Source organism: Culturomica massiliensis, from assembly GCF_900091655.1.
Lineage (GTDB): Bacteria > Bacteroidota > Bacteroidia > Bacteroidales > Marinifilaceae > Culturomica > Culturomica massiliensis.
Map to the genome: position 1 here is coordinate 3033686 of NZ_LT594621.1, position 18315 is coordinate 3052000.

At 43.1% G+C, this 18315-nt stretch carries 13 protein-coding genes and 1 tRNA gene; 2 read left to right on the forward strand and 12 right to left on the reverse strand.

Going from position 1 to position 18315, the window contains the following annotated elements:
- Positions 1-8 precede the first annotated feature (8 nt).
- The 3 genes from BN8908_RS13840 to BN8908_RS13850 form a co-directional block, all read right to left on the reverse strand.
- Complete coding sequence (locus BN8908_RS13840; protein ID WP_068692321.1) at positions 9-1637, reverse strand: RagB/SusD family nutrient uptake outer membrane protein; 1629 nt, start codon at positions 1635-1637, stop codon at positions 9-11.
- 5 nt (positions 1638-1642) lie between these two features.
- Positions 1643-5008, reverse strand: a complete 3366-nt coding sequence (locus BN8908_RS13845) for a TonB-dependent receptor (protein WP_082989269.1) — start codon at positions 5006-5008, stop codon at positions 1643-1645.
- A gap of 162 nt (positions 5009-5170) precedes the next feature.
- Positions 5171-6172, reverse strand: a complete 1002-nt coding sequence (locus BN8908_RS13850; protein ID WP_068691207.1) for a FecR family protein — start codon at positions 6170-6172, stop codon at positions 5171-5173.
- Between the two features lie 146 nt (positions 6173-6318).
- Here BN8908_RS13850 and BN8908_RS13855 point away from each other — a divergent pair, with 146 nt between their 5' ends.
- Entirely contained in the window at positions 6319-6909 is a 591-nt protein-coding gene (locus tag BN8908_RS13855; RefSeq protein WP_068691208.1) for an RNA polymerase sigma-70 factor, read from the forward strand.
- 131 nt (positions 6910-7040) lie between these two features.
- Here the strand turns inward: BN8908_RS13855 and BN8908_RS13860 are convergent.
- From BN8908_RS13860 to gdhA, 8 genes are all read right to left on the reverse strand, one after another.
- Positions 7041-7112: transfer RNA gene (locus BN8908_RS13860), tRNA-Arg, on the reverse strand.
- A 67-nt stretch (positions 7113-7179) separates the two neighbouring features.
- The gene (locus BN8908_RS13865) at positions 7180-7653 is read right to left on the reverse strand and encodes an ExbD/TolR family protein (protein ID WP_021989429.1); all 474 of its coding nucleotides are present in this window, start codon (positions 7651-7653) and stop codon (positions 7180-7182) included.
- Positions 7653-8225: an ExbD/TolR family protein gene (locus BN8908_RS13870; RefSeq protein WP_021989430.1), complete on the reverse strand. Its 573-nt coding sequence runs from the start codon at positions 8223-8225 to the stop codon at positions 7653-7655. Before BN8908_RS13870 ends, BN8908_RS13865 begins: the two co-directional genes overlap by 1 nt.
- Positions 8226-8261: 36 nt before the next feature.
- Complete coding sequence (locus tag BN8908_RS13875) at positions 8262-8702, reverse strand: hypothetical protein (RefSeq protein ID WP_021989431.1); 441 nt, start codon at positions 8700-8702, stop codon at positions 8262-8264.
- Positions 8703-8708: 6 nt separating this feature from the next.
- Positions 8709-9500, reverse strand: coding sequence for a MotA/TolQ/ExbB proton channel family protein (locus tag BN8908_RS13880; protein WP_021989432.1), 792 nt, complete (start codon positions 9498-9500; stop codon positions 8709-8711).
- A 127-nt stretch (positions 9501-9627) separates the two neighbouring features.
- The gene (locus BN8908_RS13885) at positions 9628-10668 is read right to left on the reverse strand and encodes an asparaginase (protein ID WP_082989339.1); all 1041 of its coding nucleotides are present in this window, start codon (positions 10666-10668) and stop codon (positions 9628-9630) included.
- Positions 10669-10698: 30 nt separating this feature from the next.
- The gene (locus BN8908_RS13890) at positions 10699-11457 is read right to left on the reverse strand and encodes a TatD family hydrolase (RefSeq protein ID WP_068692323.1); all 759 of its coding nucleotides are present in this window, start codon (positions 11455-11457) and stop codon (positions 10699-10701) included.
- Between the two features lie 114 nt (positions 11458-11571).
- Positions 11572-12906 carry an NADP-specific glutamate dehydrogenase gene (gdhA, locus tag BN8908_RS13895; protein ID WP_021989435.1) on the reverse strand — a complete coding sequence of 445 codons (1335 nt, stop codon included), beginning with the start codon at positions 12904-12906 and terminating at the stop codon, positions 11572-11574.
- Between the two features lie 401 nt (positions 12907-13307).
- Between gdhA and dprA the strand changes: the two genes are divergently transcribed.
- Entirely contained in the window at positions 13308-14420 is a 1113-nt protein-coding gene (gene dprA, locus BN8908_RS13900; protein ID WP_068691212.1) for a DNA-processing protein DprA, read from the forward strand.
- Positions 14421-14667: 247 nt separating this feature from the next.
- Here dprA and BN8908_RS13905 read toward each other — a convergent pair whose 3' ends face one another.
- Positions 14668-18315 (reverse strand): PKD domain-containing protein, encoded by a 3648-nt coding sequence (locus BN8908_RS13905; RefSeq protein WP_068691214.1) that lies wholly within the window; start codon positions 18313-18315, stop codon positions 14668-14670.

An 18315-nucleotide genomic window follows, 5' to 3' on the forward strand; every position in this document is an offset into this window, starting at 1 on the left:
TCTCTGAATCAATTACGTAAATTCGGATTAATGTCCTGTTCCCCTTGGGGGATCGGCCATTTATAATCCATATCTCTACGGAAAGCGCGTTGATTTACGTACCATCTGCCGTATTGATCAACCGTTCCGTCCGGAGTAGGGCTTGTCCGCACCGATCCGGGAAAAGGCGCACCAAAAATATATCCGTTAAGCACCTCATGAGCAATTTCCCAGCGAAGCAGATCCCAGTAACGAGTACCCTCCATTGCCAGTTCCACCCGGCGTTCATTCCTCAAAAGAGGCCGGAGCAAATCGGGGTTTGTCTGTGTTACGGACGGCATCATTACACTGGCACGCCCTCTTACTTTATTGATCGTTTCGTTCAACAAAGACGGTGTAATCACCTCTCCGGCTTCCAGCTTAGCCTCCAAATAACTCAGCAAAACTTCGGCATAACGGATAACGGGAACATTCCCTCCATAACTATTCTTATCCCCCGAATATGCCTCATCAAAATATTTACGCATCATCAGCCCCGTTTGGGTCGTTTGACCGCCCGCCACTTTATCCGGACTATTGGAATCAGGGTGGCAATCATAGACCTTTCCTTTAAAAACAGCTCCGTTATAATAAATCGTATAATTCAAACGAGGATCGCGGTTTTTACCCAGATCTGCAGGATCATAAAGTGGGCTGTTATAACTGAAAGGCGTTCCGTCCGTAAATTCGTATGCCTCGAACAACCCTCCTGCTACATTGATCAGACACCATCCGCCGTCTTTTACGGGTAATGCATGCTGCATCAATGCCATTCCGGCCAGATTCTCTAAATATTGCATTGAAAAAATATTCTCGCTGCTGTTTTCATTACTGGGTAAAAAAATCGACTGATAATTCGGATCGATATCATTATCCCCGAAATCAATGATTTGTTTGTAAGCTGCCGCCGCCTCAGGATACATTTTAGCCCCTAAACAGGTACGTCCCAAAAAGGCAAGAGCCGCTTGTTTAGTAGCCCGTCCCGTTTCATTTGTCTGCAAATCTTTAAAACGGGGTAAATCGGCTGCCGCTTCGGTAAATTCCTGGATAATAAAATCCGTGATTCGGGCTTTGGACGCCTTTTCCACCATATTGGCTTCATCTTTCGTCAGCACTTTCATTACCAAAGGCACGTCATGAAAAAAAGAAGACAGGTAAAAATACTGAGCAGCCCTTATAAAACGGGCTTCGGCCGTCAAACGGGTTCTGACGGCCTCATCTGTCAATTTCGAAACCCCTTCGAGGAAACGGTTACAACGTGTAATTTTAGCGTATGAATTGCTCCAATATGCGCTAACATAACCGTTATTAGGCAACAAAGCCCCATTGGTCATTTTATAAAAATTAGAATTGGTTCCCCGGCGATCATAGGCATTGTCCGTAGGAAATTCCATAAACAACAACCCTCCATACGACCACCAGTCCGTAGGCCCGTATTCCGGGGAATTAAACAGAATATTTGCTTTATAAATACCAGTCAGAGCGAGTGTCGCGTTATCTTCACTGGTCCAGAAACTCTCTTCCGAAAACTGATCCAACGGGAAACGTTCCAGATCACAAGATATACATGCAAGCACATATATCAGCAAACAAACAATTGTATATTTTATCTTTACCATAACCATTAAAAATTTAAGTTGACACCGAAGGTATAAGTCGCCAGAATGGGATAATAGTTGCCATTGGTATTCTGCTCCGGATCCCATCCTTTTCTGTATTTATTCCACGACAGCGGATTCTCAGCCTGAACATAGAGGCGTAATCCGCCCAACTTGGCTGAATGCATCCATTTCTTAGGAAACGAGTAGCCCAGTCGAATATTTCTTAAACGGACATAAGAAGCATTCAAAATCCAAAAATCAGAAGTCACAATATTGGGACTGACGGAATTGCTCAAGTCCTCTACCCGTGGATATTTAGGATAACGTACCGGTTTTTCCGGCCTGAAACGTCCGTCAGCCTGCCACCTTTGGATATTTCCGTCTCCCCTGAAAGCATAACCGGCAAAATCTCCCAAAGAGCCTTTGACTCCGGCCACGCCTTGAATCAAAATAGCCAGATCGAATCCTTTATATTCCGCTTCCAGATTAAAACCGAAAGTAAATTTCGGAATACGTGTTCCCAAGTACACCCGATCGTAATTAGGATCGATTATTCCATCCGGTTTGCCGTCTGGTCCACTGATGTCTTTATAACGGATATCTCCGGGTTTTGCATTCGGTGTTACCTTTTTTTGATCATGCCAGGCCTGAATATCAGCATCATTCAGGAAAACCCCGTCTGAAAGATAACCGTAATACATCTGTATAGGATAACCGACAAATAAATCGCTTCCATTCCCCACCATACCGTTCAATTGCTCCACATTACCAACTCCTAATGTTTGTAATTCATTCCTGATAATACTCAAATTGGCATTCAGGTGATACACAAACTCTCCGACACGGTGACGATGCCCGATTTCAAATTCCCACCCGTAATTTTTCAGTTTTCCGGTGTTCATAACGGAAATACCCTGTCCCAACACAGAAGATATGCTTCCGCTTGGCCGATACAAAATATCGTATGTTTTACGGGTAAAATAAGAAACACCGAAACTCAAAAGCCCATTCCAAAGCGTTGCTTCGATCCCGCCGTCGATCGTCTCTGTTTCTTCCCATTTTATAGTGGGATCGATGGCAGTCGTCACAGCAGCTCCCTGTGCAAAATTTTCACCGAAGGGATAATTTTGCCCCAATACATATACGGATTGATAAGGATAATTACCTATATTCTGGTTTCCCAAGCGTCCCCACGACACTTTTAGCTTCAAAGCCGATACCCACGATAAGAGCTCGCTCTCTTTAAAAAAGCTTTCTTCCGAAATTCTCCAACCGGCAGCTACCGAAGGAAACAAACCGAACTTCTTGTTTTTAGGAAAGCGGGATGAACCGTCGTAACGCACGGTAGACTCCAATAAATAACGCTCGTTAAAATTATATTTCAACCGACCGAAATAGGATTGAAGCGCCCAACCATATCCTCCTCCCGAGGCTTTCTGATTATCGGGCGAACCGGCATTCAGATAAGGCAAATCATTGCCCGGAAATTTATCACGCGAACCCTGCACACCCCTGTTATCCTCCTGCTCCCAGGAATATCCCAATAAGGCATTCAGATGATGTCCGCCGATCCGCTTATTGTAATCGGCTGTCGCCTGAAAGGTTTTATAAATAGTTTTACCCATAAAATGAGTCAGGCTCGAAGGTCCCAAAAGCTGACCACCTGTCAGTTTCATCGTAGCTCGGTAAGTACGTCTTTCACCATTTGAATAAGTATAAGCGCCGATAGCCGACAACGTGAGGTCCTTGACAGGCTTGTAATCCAGACGTAGATTGGCATTTACGGAAAACCAGGGATTTTCAAAAAACGAACCGCTCTTGATCCATGCCGGAGGTGTACCATGGCCCTCACGTCCCAAACCGAACGACCCGTCGGAAAGTACAGAAGGCGTCAACCCCGGAAAACGCACCGCTTTACTGATCATATTGATCATTTCTGCAGCATCGTCCCCTCCCGGAGCCAACGGTTCGTTACGTATGGAATAAACACCGGACAAACGTGTGGATAATGTCAGATTAGGAAATATACCATTAATCATGTTCACACGAGCATTATAACGCTGGTAGTCATTACGTTCTATGATTCCGTTCTGTCGCAGGTAACCGAACGATATCATATACTTATTTTGTGTGTTTCCACCGTTAACGGTAAGGTTGTGACCGGTTTGAAAACCGTTTCGGGAAAAAAGTTCGTCCAGATAACGGGCATTGGCATAGCGATCGGGATCACTTCCATCTTTAAACTTCTGAATTTCTTCAGGCGTATAAGCCTGCCTGCCTACAGCCTCATTGTAAATCGTAGCATATTCCCAAGTATCGACAAACTCCGGTAATTCTGTCGGTTTGTTAAATCCGACATAACCGCTGTAGTTTACCGTTATTCTCCCCTCACGTCCTGTTTTAGTTGTCACCAAAATAACCCCGTTCGCTGCACGGGAACCATATATCGCCGCTGTCGAAGCATCTTTCAATACGGAAATAGACTCCACATCTTCTACATTGATGTCATTTAATGAACCCGGTATACCGTCGATCAAAACCAATGCATCCGATTTATCACTTTCTCCTCCGAAAGAACCAACACCACGAACACGGATTTCTCCACCTCCGGCTCCCGGCCTTCCCGTTCGCTGAATAACGGTAACACCGGCCATTTGCCCGGTCAATGCGTTAGAAAGCTGCGGTGTCGAACGACTTTCCAGCTTATTGCTACCTATCAAGGCGATAGAACCGATTACGTTTACTTTCTTTTCCGTTCCATAACCGACCACCACGATTTCGTCCAATGTCTGCAAATCCTCAGCCAATTCGATAAAATAGTCCGTCCTGTTACCTACCGTAATTTCTTTTGTAACATAGCCGATATAGGAAATCTGTAATTTAACACCCTGGGATACCTCCAGCGAAAAATGACCGTTTACATCGGTACTCGTTCCGCTACTAGTCCCTTTTACGACCACATTGGCTCCGATAATCGGCAAACCGGACGCATCGACAATCGTACCGGTTATTTTACCATCTTCCTGTTTTTCGTTACCGAGTAATACGATCTTATTGTTTTCAATTCGATACTTGTAAGAAGCAAGAATCCGGCTCAATACCTCGCGAATACTGCCGTTGCGTATATTTATATTCACTTTCTTATTCAAATCAACAACAGAATTATTAAAAAAGAATACAAATTGTGTTTCTGCTTCAATGGTTTTAATCGCTTCACCGAGTGTAACGTCTGACAATTTCAAGTTGATTTTTGTACTTTGGGCATAACTTTCCTGTACGAATACCTGGAACAGGGAAATGACAACGAATAGAAATACCGGTTTCATTTTCCCGAATGAATTAATGTTAAGAATGGGCATAATACACCCATACATGGATTTTTTTTTCATACATTTGCAATGTTTAAGTTTTACATATTGCTCACACGCTCTTACCTTTGTGAGCAGTTTGTTTAATTTGATTCCGGGCAGGTGCTAACAGCGTCTGCCTGTTTTTAAATATTTGTTTTTATCAAACCATAAGCCATAAATTTATTAAATTGATAATCTGTTCTATCTGCCTGCCGGGCTTACCACGACTCTGTCACCATCGATTCTATATTTTACCGGAACAATCATTTCCAGAAGTTCAAATATTTCATCCGGCGATTCTTTCCGGATCACCAGTGATAAACGCTGTTCCAACGGAACCCCTTGATCGCACACGATTTCTATTCCATACCACCGTTTCATCCGATACAGGACAACTGCCAATGTCTCATTCGTACAAACCAGTCTTTCATTAATCCAAAGAATATAATCAGCCGCATTGACCTTCGTCAACCGATAAGTGCCGGTTTGTTTGTCACAGGTGATTTTCTGATTCGGTTCAAGAATGGCTTTTTTTTGCGTACCGGGAAAAAATACCTCAACCCTGCCGGTTAGTAAAGTAGTTTCGCTCGTCGCTTTCGATTCGTAGTTTTTCACATCGAAACGGGTACCGAGCACATGAACCGACATACCGTTTGTCTCTACATAGAAAGGCATTTTTTCGTTTTTTATTACTTCGAAATAACCTTCACCTTCCAGAGACACCCTCCGGCAATCAGAGTCAAATACCTCCGGATAGATCAATTTACTGTCTGCATTCAGCCAAACCCGCGTTCCGTCGGGCAAAGTAACAACACCCTTACTGTCTTTGCCTATAATCACCCGGTTCATCACACTCGCTTCCGCTTGTCCGTGCTGTCCCAAGTAGTTCCGGCTCCCGGTAAAATAACCGCCTGCCAGACAGAGAATACAGAAAATAACCGCTGCGGCCTTTCGGATACAAGCATGCAAACGGATACGCTTTCGTCTCGTATCCATAGCCCTCACTTCCGCCTCAAAACGCCGGAATGCTCTCCTGGCATAATCCGAATCGGCCAAAGGTGATTTTCCCGACACCAGCCAAATATCACGCATTTGCGAGAAAAGTTTTCTATTTTCAGAACTTTCTCTCAACCAATCCAAAAACAGCCGTTTTTCTTCATCAGTAGCTTCTCCCTGCAGATATTTTACAATTATACCGTTCATCTCCTATCCATATATTAAAATTCCGAAACTTAAACCTCTTTATATCTATCACAAGTTAAAAAGAGATTACCCTACCTGATAACTAAAAAAATTGTTTTTATTGAAAAATAGTTTAAGTTTGTAAAATAACAAGTACGGCCACCTGGATGAGAAAATTAAAAACAAACCATAAAAACAATGAGATAACTCTGTTCAAAGAGCTATTTGACGAATATTTCCAATCAATGGTCACTTATGCTTATCGCTATGTCAATGACTGGCAAACCGCTGAAGATATCGCACAAAATGTTTTTATGGCTCTTTGGATAAAAAAAGAAAGTATCGATTTCGAGAAACCCATTAAGCCCTATTTATACAAAGCCATTTACAACAAATCGATCAATCATCTCAATTCCGTACTGATACAACGCCGGACCGATGTACCGGAAACCACAGATATCCTGTTGAACCGTGAAATTCTGGATTACAACCAGTACGATACATTGCTGCTTAAAGAAATAAAAGGAGAAATCGACTCTTTTGTCGATACCCTTCCACCACAATGCAGAAAAGTGTTCCTATTGAGCCGCGAAGAGCATCTAAGAAATAAAGAAATAGCCGAAAAACTCCATATCAGCGAAAAGGCCGTGGAAAAACATATATCCAAAGCACTGAACGAAATCCGCAATCATTTGATCAAACTGGATATGATACCGTTCTATATCCTGCTGTTGCTTCCATCGCAAATGAACTCATAAAAAACAAACGGAAATTGGTACGTCCCCGCTTTTATCCTGCATTTTTTATAAATTACAGGAAAAGAAAAAGCCTGCAATATCAAGATATTGCAGACTTTTACTAAACTTGTTGCCGATTGGCTTTTGGTCAGTGATCCCGACGGGAATCGAACCCATATCAAAGGAACCGGAATCCTTCATTTTATCCATTAAACTACGGGACCAATTGCGATTGCAAAGATAATAAAATTTGAAAGAAAAAGGGGATTTGAAATCCCCTTTTTTTCTTTATTAATTTCTCGTCACTTTCTGACGGGCTCCGTAGTTGATTCTCAAAGAATTAGCCTTACGCAATTCCTGCTTTACATCCGTAACGATACCCATCGTTGTTTCCGATTGTATTTTCAGGTTATTGGTAATACTATTTCTTTCTTCTTCTTTCCGGGCTTCACGTTCTGCAGCCACAAACGCTCCCAAATCCTGTAAAGTTGCAAACTTATCGTTCAACTGAATACGGGGTTCGGTTCCGTATGCCTTTTGGAATTGCATGGTCGGCTTTCCTATGTAAATATTACTTACCAACGATTTCTTTTCCAATTTGGCAATCTGTGTCGCTTCAGGTAAATTATTCTGAATCATCAGGGTCACTTCGCGCATCGTCGTACTAACCATGAAGAAGAACAACAACATGAACACTATATCAGGTAATGACGCTGTAGAAATAGCGGGAGTTTCTTTTTTCCCTCCTTTTTTAAATTTTGCCATTATTTTTTCCCTCCTATATTTTTAGGTTCTGCTTCAGATATCGACATGGGAACCTGCTTTCTGAGCGCTTCCTGTTGATCCGAGGTCAGGGCCGAAAATTTCTTGCCCCATTTGGTTACCGCTTTCCGATCCCTCACTTCATTATAAGCAGCTGCGAGCTGATCTTGTACGGCGATATACATTTCATAGGAAGTACCCTTGTCGCTCTGCAAAGAAACAATACCTTTCGACACTTCTACATTTCCTAACAAATCGATGTTTTCCACCTTTTTTTCAGGTAAATTTTCGTCATTCATCGGATTGAGAAGAAATTCGATGGTTCTCTCTTTAAGCTTAGATACATCCATCAATTCACCGTTTACAGCAAGCTGGTTATTTCTATTCACCAATACCTGCAAAATATTACGTTTTGCAACTTTCGGGACTTCAGTATCATCCTGCTGATATGGCGGCAATTTTCGGAACATACCGGAATCTACGTTCATTGTCGTTGTCGCCAAGAAGAATACAAGCAACAAGAAAGCGATATCGGCTGTCGAAGTAGCATTAATTTCTGGTGTCTTTTTTGCCATATTTTTCGTTTTTATCTATTCCCTCCCGGGGAATGATTATCTTACTTTTCTAAGCAGTTCTGTTGCAAAAATTGCAATAATAGCTGCTCCAAACAGAATGTACATCGTATAAATAATGGTATCCGAGAAAATCAGCCGTGAAGGAACATTGTCCGTTCCGCTGTAACCGATAATATTCATAGGAGTACCGTCAGCCATTGCATACGCGATCAGAACAACGACAGCCAAAGCAGCCAATCCGATAAAACTCTTCATAGCCTGTTTCGGTCTCGTAAACAACCGCACAATGGGGAATATTACTGCTGCAATAACTGCAATAACAAATAATACGTATGCCCAATTCAATAATGAAGCTGTGTAAACCGGTGTTGTATATTGCTGGTCGGGCACATCACCTCCCCAGATAAACATACCCAAGATCACCGCCGTAACAGCAAACATTACTATGGTAACGATTTTCAATATCTTTTCAGTCATGGTTGATTATTTATTTTTTTGGTTGTATTTTACTAAGATATCCAACAAACTTACTGAAGCATCTTCCATATTGTTAACAATGCCTTCGATTTTTGAATTACAGTAGTTGAAGAATATCTGCAGAATCATAGCTACGATCAAACCACCAACGGTCGTAATCAAAGCCACCTTGATACCTCCTGCAACCAAAGCCGGACTCATATCACCAGCAGCCTGAATGTTATCGAAAGCTTCGATCATACCGATTACCGTTCCCAAGAATCCCAACATCGGAGCGATAGCGATAAACAATGAAATCCAGGTCAGACCTTTTTCCAAAAGACCCATCTGTACTGAACCGTAAGATACAACTGATTTCTCAACCATATCAACACCCTGATCGTAACGGGAAAGTCCCTGATAAAAGATGCTGGCCACCGGACCGCGTGCGTTACGGCAATATTCTTTTGCAGCTTCGATACCGCCGTTGTTCAATGCATCTTCAACACCGTTAACCAATTTCTTGGTATTGGTATCAGAAAGATTCAAATAAATTACTCTCTCGATAGCTACAGCCAAACCGAAAATCAAACACAATACAACGGCAGCCATAAATCCGGCACCACCTTCGATAAATTTCTGTTTGATGGCAGCATGCATTGATGTACTTTCAACAACATCTTCATCCAGCGTCTGGGTCGTAGTTGTCTGTGTTTCCGTTTGTGCAGCAGGTTCTGTTGATTCCTGAGCCATTAGCATAGACGATGCTCCAATAGTAAGCATTCCTAAAACTGCTATTAGTGCAAATAATTTTCTCATGATCTCTTTAACTGATTTTTAGTTTATAAATAATTAAAATTTAACTCTATATATTTCTATTTTAATTCGCAAACCTTTGAGTCTCCCTACTACACTCCGAAAGACGGGGCAAGGTACAAAAAAAATGTTAAAATCCAATATGATTTACGGTTATTTCTCCTTTTAGAGCCGAATTTAAACTTTTTTTTATTTCATTAGCGTCTTTCTCCCGGGCCAATAAATGCATCATTTTACACACGGCAGCTTCCGTTGTAATATCGTATCCGCTTGTCACTCCGCTCCTTAAAAGTTCCCGACTGGTTTCATAACGCCCCATTTCCACGGTTCCTCCCTGGCATTGGGTGACATTGTAAATCAATATCCCTTTTTCGCAGGCTTTCCGGACTTTACCCAAAAAAACCTCATCCGTCGGCGCATTCCCTGACCCATAAGTCTCCAGAATCAACCCCTTCAAACCCGGCATTTCAATAACGGCATCGATAAATTCAGGCCGGATACCCGGAAATATCTTCAGAATAGCGATATGGGTATCCATATCCGTATAAGCAGATACCTCCCCGATCCGAGGCGCATAATCAATCGCTCCGTAATTGTAATGAATGTGGATACCTATTTCCGCCAGCGGCGGATAATTAAACGACTGAAAAGCATCAAAACTTTCAGCATTGATTTTTGTCGTCCGGTTACCCCTGAACAATTTGGCCCCGAACAAAATACAAACTTCCGGAACAACGGCCTTGCCTTCAATTTCTGCCGCTGCAATTTCCAAAGCAGCGATCAGATTCTCCCGTCCGTCTGTCCGGATTTTCCCGATAGGCAATTGTGAACCGGTAAAGACCACCGGTTTCGTCAGATTATTGAGCATAAAGCTCAACGCCGAAGCAGAATAAGCCATTGTATCCGTACCGTGCAAAATGACAAAACCGGAATATTTTTCGTAATTCTCCAGAATGATATCACATAACTCTTTCCATAATTGAGGCTTTACATCTGAAGAATCAATCAGCTTAGGCAACGTATAACTATCAATCTTAAACCCGAATTCCTTAATTTCGGGTACGGCATTCATGATTTGTTCAAAATCAAACGGACACAAAGCGCCGGTTTCAGGATCATTGATCATCCCGATAGTACCACCCGTATATATGATTAAGATCGATCTGGTCATCATGACATATTTATTTCATACGTTTTCGAACTACAAAGTAAATAAATTCATTGCATTTCGAGTCGTAATTTCTTCTATTTTTTTAACATCCGTCTTCAAGGTATCCGCAATTTTTTGTGCAATAAGCGGTATATACCCGCTTTCATTTCTTTTCCCCCGGAAAGGAACCGGAGCCAAATAAGGCGAATCCGTTTCCAGCACCAAATGATCTGCCCCGATTTCCTGCACAATAGCTGCCAATCCGGAATTCTTAAACGTCACCACTCCACCTATACCGAGCAAAAAACCCATATCTATAGCACAGCGGGCCTCTTCAACCGTTCCTGCAAAACAATGCAATATTCCCCGGACATAAGGATGTTTCTTCAAAATCCGGAAAATCTCTTCCTGAGCATCCCGGGAATGAATGATCACCGGAAGTGAAGCATCTTCGGCTATTCCCAACTGGTATTCGAACACTTTCACCTGTTCCCGGTACCAGGTTTTATCCCAATAAAGGTCTATACCGCACTCTCCGATACCGCAAAAGGAACGGGTACCCAAATCATGCACTACCTCTGCCAGTTCCTGCTTGTAATTTTCATTTACAGACGTCGGATGCAATCCGATAGCCGGCAACATGATTCCGGGATACATTTCAGCAAGCCCCAGCATCCGTGGCCTGGTCCCGCTATCGATATCCGGAAGGACAATACGGCCGACTCCGGCCTCAACAGCCCGTTGTACAACTTCCTGGCGGTCGTCCTGAAATTCGCTTTCGTAAATATGAGAATGAGTATCTATATACATATTAATCCACCGATGAGGCGAAAATAATAAAAAACCGGTATAATATAAAACGTGCACGGTTGATCCGTGCACGTTTTAAATTTATTTATTGTTTATAGACAAAATCTACAACAATTATACATGACCCTGAGCGCACATTGCCTCGGCCACTTTGATAAAGCCACCGATATTAGCCCCCTTCACATAGTCGATCTTATCACCGTTCTTACCGAATTTAACGCAAGTGTCATGAATGTCTTTCATAATTTGAGACAATTTCTGATCTACCTCTTCGGCAGTCCAGCTATATCTCAATGAATTCTGACTCATTTCCAAACCGGAAACGGCAACACCACCGGCATTTGCAGCTTTACCGGGAGCGAAAGTGATGTGCTCGTTGGCATACTTAACAGCACCGGCAGTACAACCCATATTGGATGTTTCAACAATCATTTTACAGCCGTTAGCCACCAATTGTTTAGCATCTTCCTCATTCAATTCGTTCTGGATTGCACACGGGAATGCAATATCACATTTTACTTCCCACGGTTTTCTCTTGGCAAAGAATTTAGCGCCGAATTTAGCTGCATACGGTTCAACAACATCGTTGTTGCTGGCACGTAATTCCAACATGTAGTCAACACCTTCCTGTGTCAAACCTTTTTCATCGTAAATATATCCGTCCGGTCCGGAGATCGTTACTACCTTTGCTCCCAACTGAACCAATTTCTGTGCAGCACCCCAGGCAACATTACCGAAACCTGACAGGCAAACAACTTTACCCTTGATATCTTCGCCCTTTTCTTTCAACATGTGTTGTGCGAAATAAACCGTACCGTAACCGGTAGCTTCCGGACGTACACGTGAACCACCGAATTCTCTCGGTTTACCGGTCAATACGCCTACAAACTCATTACGGATTCTCTTATATTGGCCGAACAAATAACCGATTTCACGACCGCCTACACCGATATCTCCGGCAGGAACGTCAGTATCTGCTCCGATATATTTGCAAAGCTCCGTCATGAAACTCTGGCAAAAACGCATTACTTCGTTATCGGATTTTCCTTTCGGGTTGAAGTCTGAACCACCTTTACCACCACCCATCGGAAGAGTTGTCAACGAGTTTTTGAAAGTCTGTTCGAAACCCAAGAATTTCAATCCACCTAAGGTAACCGACGGATGGAAACGCAAACCTCCTTTGTACGGTCCGATCGCACTGTTAAACTGTACACGATAACCGCGGTTGATTTGTACTTCACCTTTATCGTCAACCCAGGGCACCCGGAACATAATTACTCTTTCAGGCTCCACCATTTTTTCAAGAATCTTATTGGCTTTGTATTTCGGATTTGCCTGATAGGTATCCCATACGGTTTCAATAACTTCTTCTACAGCCTGGTGGAATTCTGATTCACCTACTGTTTTAGCCTTTAAGGCTTCCATGAATTCTTTAATTTCTGCTTTCATGTGTATAATTTTTAGGTCTTTAAAATCGTTACCGATTTTAATTTAAGGTTATAAAACAATATTTGATCGCCTGAAAAAATTCAAACGTTTTCAAGAGTCAAAATTATCTATTTATTTATTATTCCAAAACTTTTTTCTCTTATTTTTTAGAATTTAGAAAACGTTTTCTATTACAATTTATTACAATAAGCTAAAATGTAAGTATAATCTGTTATTAAAAATAAAAAATTGGTTTTAGATTTAAAACTTCCTGCTAGTATTGCCTGGCTTTTCTCTTTTCTCATTTTTCTTTATTTCGTATCTTTACAAAAAGTAAACTATACCTTGAGCATGCCTGTACAAACGCGGTTTGACATCCGGCCCATACGATCCTTGTTCATAACTTCCTATTCCCGGTAATGATGGCAACAGACAGTTCTTTATATACAAAGGTAGCAGTGAGTTTCCTGCCCAAACTAAACACAATGGCCCGCCTGCCTTTGCTCGGGCGCTGTGGCGGAATTGAAGGTTTTTTCCGGGAAAGTAAAAAAGGAATAACCGCCATTTGCCGGGAATTCAATTGCCTGCCTGAAATGTTCGACCGTCAATCGGCCCTAAATAAGGCAAAAACAGAAATAAACGCCATCGACAAACACGATATCCGCATTTGTTCCGTCGAAGACTACAACTATCCCTGCCTTTTAAAACAATGCGAGGACACTCCTTTAATACTATATTATAAAGGAACTTTAGAAACTGAGCATATCCCGCATTTGGCAATTGTCGGCACCCGGAATGCCTCGGAATATTACAAAAACAGGGTACAAGATATACTCCGGGAATTGGCTGATATGAAACACCGGTTGGTCATTGTAAGCGGTTTGGCCTATGGCATCGACATAACCGCCCATTCAGCAAGTTTACAACAACAATTTCGCACCTATGCCGTATTGGGACATGGACTACATACCATCTATCCGGCTGCTCACAGAAAAACGTCGGAAAAAATCATCGCAGCCCAAGGAGCACTGATCAGTGAATTCCCGACGACAACCCCTTTCGTTCCGGCCAATTTTTTACAAAGAAACCGGATCATTGCCGGTTTATGCCATGCGACATTAGTCGCAGAATCGGCATTGAAAGGAGGAGCCATGGCAACTGCCCGCATGGCTGTTTCATACAACCGGGACGTTCTGGCCATTCCGGGAAAACCCACAGATCCGTTTTCCCGGGGATGTAACCTACTGATCAAAGAAAACATGGCCGCATTGACCGAAAACGGGGAAGACATAGCGAATGCCCTCGGTCTGAAATGCATTCCTCCCGGTCCTGTTCAGACAAGTCTGGATATTTTCGGAGTAAACGACCGGGAAGCGTTCGTCAAAAAACTGCTGCAAACCAAAGGATGTCTGAACATAGAAGAAATCAGTAAATTTCTGTCCATCCCGACGAGCGAACTAAATGTAATCCTCCTGAAACTGGAATTCGAAGGCTATATCTTAGCTTTACCCGGGAAAAATTACACGATAAACTGAATAACCGGGAGATTCCCGGTTACCGGACCTGAAAAAAGAAGCGCGGATCAATTCTCGTCCGGCTGGCGGGTGAATGATATACCGACTATCGGATAAAATTCCCGGAAAAGACTGTCCACGCTCCAATATTTTGAGAATAACCCAAAGAATGAGGTTGCACAAAAATAATCAAATGTTGCAACTCATCAAGTGATCTTCATACAATATTGAAAGAAAGATATCAGAAAACAAGCCGTTATAAACAACCTTACCGGGCTACAGTAATAAAGCCTTTTTTAGTTATAATCCCTCGTGCAGCCTGATAAAATATTTCGTAAAAATAAGTGTCTTCAGCCACCTGCTTCCCATTATAAGTACCGTCCCAACCGTCACTCCCCTTATATATCTCAACTCCGTTACGGTTGACGATCCGAACCTGATAGCCGGGCATAAAATAATCGTTTATTCCGTCTCCATTCGGAGAAAAGGTATTGGGAGGCGTAATCCGATGATAAACCGGTAAGCGTAACCTGCTTTCTGTCAGGCAATCGTCGGCATTCCGAACGGTCAGGGTTATTTCATAATAATCCCGGTCATCGATCTCATATTTATGTGTTACCTCACAATTTTTTGCCGTATATCCGTCCCCCAATGTCCACGTATAATCCATATCGGCATAACACTCCGTTTGCAAAAGTACTTTCGCCCAGTCCTCATCCAGTGCATCCGGATAAGATTCTATCGGAAAATGATCTCTGTAATAAGGAACCTCCAATTGATATTGGACCGATTTTTCACACCTTCCACCACGATCTACGGCCAAACCGATCTGATACCTTCCGGAATCCGGATACACATGCGATACTTCCCGGTCCGTTGCCGTTACTCCATCCCCGAAATCCCATACATAAGTCTCCGTTACCGCTTCGGGCTGCTCTCCCCCCTCTATGGAAAACAAATACTCGTGTGTATGACAATCCATTAATGCGGAAGCGATTTTCCCCTTAAAATAATCGATCACCTGAAGACGTAACGTAACGATACTATCGCAAGCGTATACCGAATAATAATGCCGCGTATATTCTCCAGCCTCTCCGGTATAAAATCCATTTTGAGCATAACGCTCACCTTTACAGATAGAGGCTTCTATCACGTGATGATAAAGCGGAGTTACCACCAGATCCATCCGATAAAGGCTATCACAACCTTTTTCCGTCACAAAAACATCCTCATAGCGACCGGATTCCGTCAATTCATGCCCCCGGAAATAATACCTTTCTCCTTCACAAATCGAAGTAGAAGAAGCAAAAAGATAAGTCCGGTTCACCCTGAGGTCCAAAGTGACGACAGAATCACAGATATTTCCCGTTTGCAACCGACGATTGTATATCCCCGCCTCCGATACGTCAAAACCATGTTTCCGATAAGTGTCCCCTTCACAAATAGCCTCCCGGATCGTGTCCCGGTAAACCGGATGAACAGTCAAAAACAAAGTCACCAAACTATCACAGCCATACTCACTTTGCAACAACCGATTGTGAAAACCGGCATCAGAAACCCGGAAGCCATTGCCTGTATAAACTTCCTCTTCACATATAGCAGCCGGAATAGTATCCCGATATACCGGATGAACCGTCAGATGCAAGGTCACCAAACTATCGCAACCCAATATACTGTGTAATTCCCTATCATAATATCCGGCAACAGATTCAACAAAACCATTGCCCGAATAAGTATGTCCTTCACAAACAGATGCGGCTATCGTATCCTGATAAACCGGATGAACCGTCAGGAACAAGGTCACCAGGCTATCACAACCGGTCACACTCTGCAATAACCGGTCATGGTATCCGGGCGTATGAACCGTAAACCCATAACCCGTATATATTTCCCCGGTACAAATTTCTGCCTGAATCGTATCCCGGTACACCGGATTTACCGTCAGAAACAAAGTTACTAAACTATCACAACCAAACTCACTTTGCAGTAAGCGGTCATGAAAACCCGGATCGGAAACCGAAAAACCGAAACCGGAATAAATTTCTCCCTGGCAGATTACAGCCGGAATCGTATCCCGGTAAACCGAATTCAATATCAGATGTACCGTTACCAAACTATCGCAACCGGCTACAGTCCTCAACGGAACGTCATAATACCCGGGAATACCTGTATTCAATCCGTGTTCTGTATACGTTTCTCCATCACAAATCATCACCGTTACCGTATCCTGATACACCGGAAGTACCTTCAAGTCCAATGTGACCAGACTGTCACAACCGGCAACACTCTGCAAATATTGTCGATAATATCCCGCAGATGAAACGATAAAACCATTCTCCGCATAAGTCTCCCCCTGACAAATCACAGCGGGGATTGTGTCCCGGTACACCGGATCTAAAACCAAATGTACGATAATCAGGCTGTCACAGCCCGTAATGCTCTTCAATGAATCTTCATAAAAACCAGCGGCACCGGCATGCAGGCCGTGTCCCGTATATACATCTCCGGCACAAACCGACACCTCTAACGTATCCCGGTAAACCGGCAGCACATCCAGGTGTAACGTAACCAGGCTGTCACACCCTTGAAAAGTCTGCAAACGAAGATCATAACAGCCTGGCGATGTAGCATTAAAACCGTGTTGTGTATAATTTTCTCCCTGACAAATCACAGCAAAAACAGTATCCTGATATACAGGATTCAGTGTCAGATGCAAAGTCACCAAACTGTCACAACCGAAGATATTCTGAAAATTCTGACTATAAAAACCGGGGCTGGAAACATTAAAACCGTTCTCTGTATACGACTTACCTTCACAAACGGCCGCTTCTATCGTATCTCTGCCGAGCGGATGCACCTTAAGATTCAATACAACCGTAGAATCACAACCGTTGCTCCCCGTCCAGGTTTGTACATACTTGCCCGACTCCCAGGCTGTGAAATTATTCTGATGATACATCTCTCCCTGACAAATATCCTCATTGATTACCGTCATCACAGTATCTTTCTGATACAAATGTAAAGTGACGGTTTTCCGGCACCCGCCTGCATTTTGTAACCCGAAAATATATGTCGTATCGGCCTTTGTAAGGTTAAAGCCGTTTTCCGTATAAGCCTGTCCCGGACAGACATAGCCGACAATCGTCGTATCGTTTCCGGAAGCGACCAGAATCTGCCGGGAAGCCTTATTCGAACAACCGGCAGCCGTCGTAACTTCAACCTCATACTCCGTATTCCTGCCGGGATAAACCGTAATACCGGGATCTCTTTGCCCCGAATTCCACTTATAAGCCAAAGTCCTGTCGTATTTTACATCCCGAACAGAAAAAGACCGGACCGGACGGACATACAAAACACTGTCTTTCGTATCGAAATTCAGTTCCCCGGGATGACAATACACAAACCAGGCAGCCCGGGCATCGTATTCCGTACTCGACCAATATCTGCCCACTTTCAGAGCATCACCTCCCCGGTTTTGTATAACGGTCCGGATGCTGTTCATCGACGTGAAAAGCTTACGCATTTGTCCGGCGGCAGGTACATACCAACCGTTTCCGAAATCCACCAGTTGAGCCGGATATTGAGTACCGCTCCCCTGATATTTACGTAACTTCAATGTATTCTGATAACCCGAAGTATCGGCCAAGCCTTTGAATATCTTTGATAATTCATTCACTCCGGATCCCGAACCGACATTTTCCAATTCCGGCACATCATCCCTCAATCTTCCCCATTTCAACGGCCGGGGTAAATCGTGTAAAGCCACCATCCACCCTTCACTCCCTTCTGCATTTACCCAAAACACAACCCCCTGGGAACCGTCCTTATTAACAATGACGTCTCCCACCTTATATGTCTGTGCATATACGGACAATCCCAGACACAACCAGCCTATTATCAAACCTATATACCTCAT

Excerpts from the sequence above, each read along its gene's own strand:
- BN8908_RS13880 (WP_021989432.1), bottom strand. The coding sequence starts at position 9,500 with ATGAGAAAATTATTTGCACTAATAGCAGTTTTAGGAATGCTTACTATT.
- BN8908_RS13890 (WP_068692323.1), bottom strand. The coding sequence starts at position 11,457 with ATGTATATAGATACTCATTCTCATATTTACGAAAGCGAATTTCAGGAC.
- BN8908_RS13885 (WP_082989339.1), bottom strand. The coding sequence starts at position 10,668 with ATGACCAGATCGATCTTAATCATATATACGGGTGGTACTATCGGGATG.
- gdhA (WP_021989435.1), bottom strand. The coding sequence starts at position 12,906 with ATGAAAGCAGAAATTAAAGAATTCATGGAAGCCTTAAAGGCTAAAACA.
- BN8908_RS13870 (WP_021989430.1), bottom strand. The coding sequence starts at position 8,225 with ATGGCAAAAAAGACACCAGAAATTAATGCTACTTCGACAGCCGATATC.
- BN8908_RS13850 (WP_068691207.1), bottom strand. The coding sequence starts at position 6,172 with ATGAACGGTATAATTGTAAAATATCTGCAGGGAGAAGCTACTGATGAA.
- BN8908_RS13875 (WP_021989431.1), bottom strand. The coding sequence starts at position 8,702 with ATGACTGAAAAGATATTGAAAATCGTTACCATAGTAATGTTTGCTGTT.
- BN8908_RS13845 (WP_082989269.1), bottom strand. The coding sequence starts at position 5,008 with ATGAAAAAAAAATCCATGTATGGGTGTATTATGCCCATTCTTAACATT.
- BN8908_RS13855 (WP_068691208.1), top strand. The coding sequence starts at position 6,319 with ATGAGAAAATTAAAAACAAACCATAAAAACAATGAGATAACTCTGTTC.
- dprA (WP_068691212.1), top strand. The coding sequence starts at position 13,308 with ATGGCAACAGACAGTTCTTTATATACAAAGGTAGCAGTGAGTTTCCTG.
- BN8908_RS13840 (WP_068692321.1), bottom strand. The coding sequence starts at position 1,637 with ATGGTAAAGATAAAATATACAATTGTTTGTTTGCTGATATATGTGCTT.
- BN8908_RS13865 (WP_021989429.1), bottom strand. The coding sequence starts at position 7,653 with ATGGCAAAATTTAAAAAAGGAGGGAAAAAAGAAACTCCCGCTATTTCT.
- BN8908_RS13905 (WP_068691214.1), bottom strand. The coding sequence starts at position 18,315 with ATGAGGTATATAGGTTTGATAATAGGCTGGTTGTGTCTGGGATTGTCC.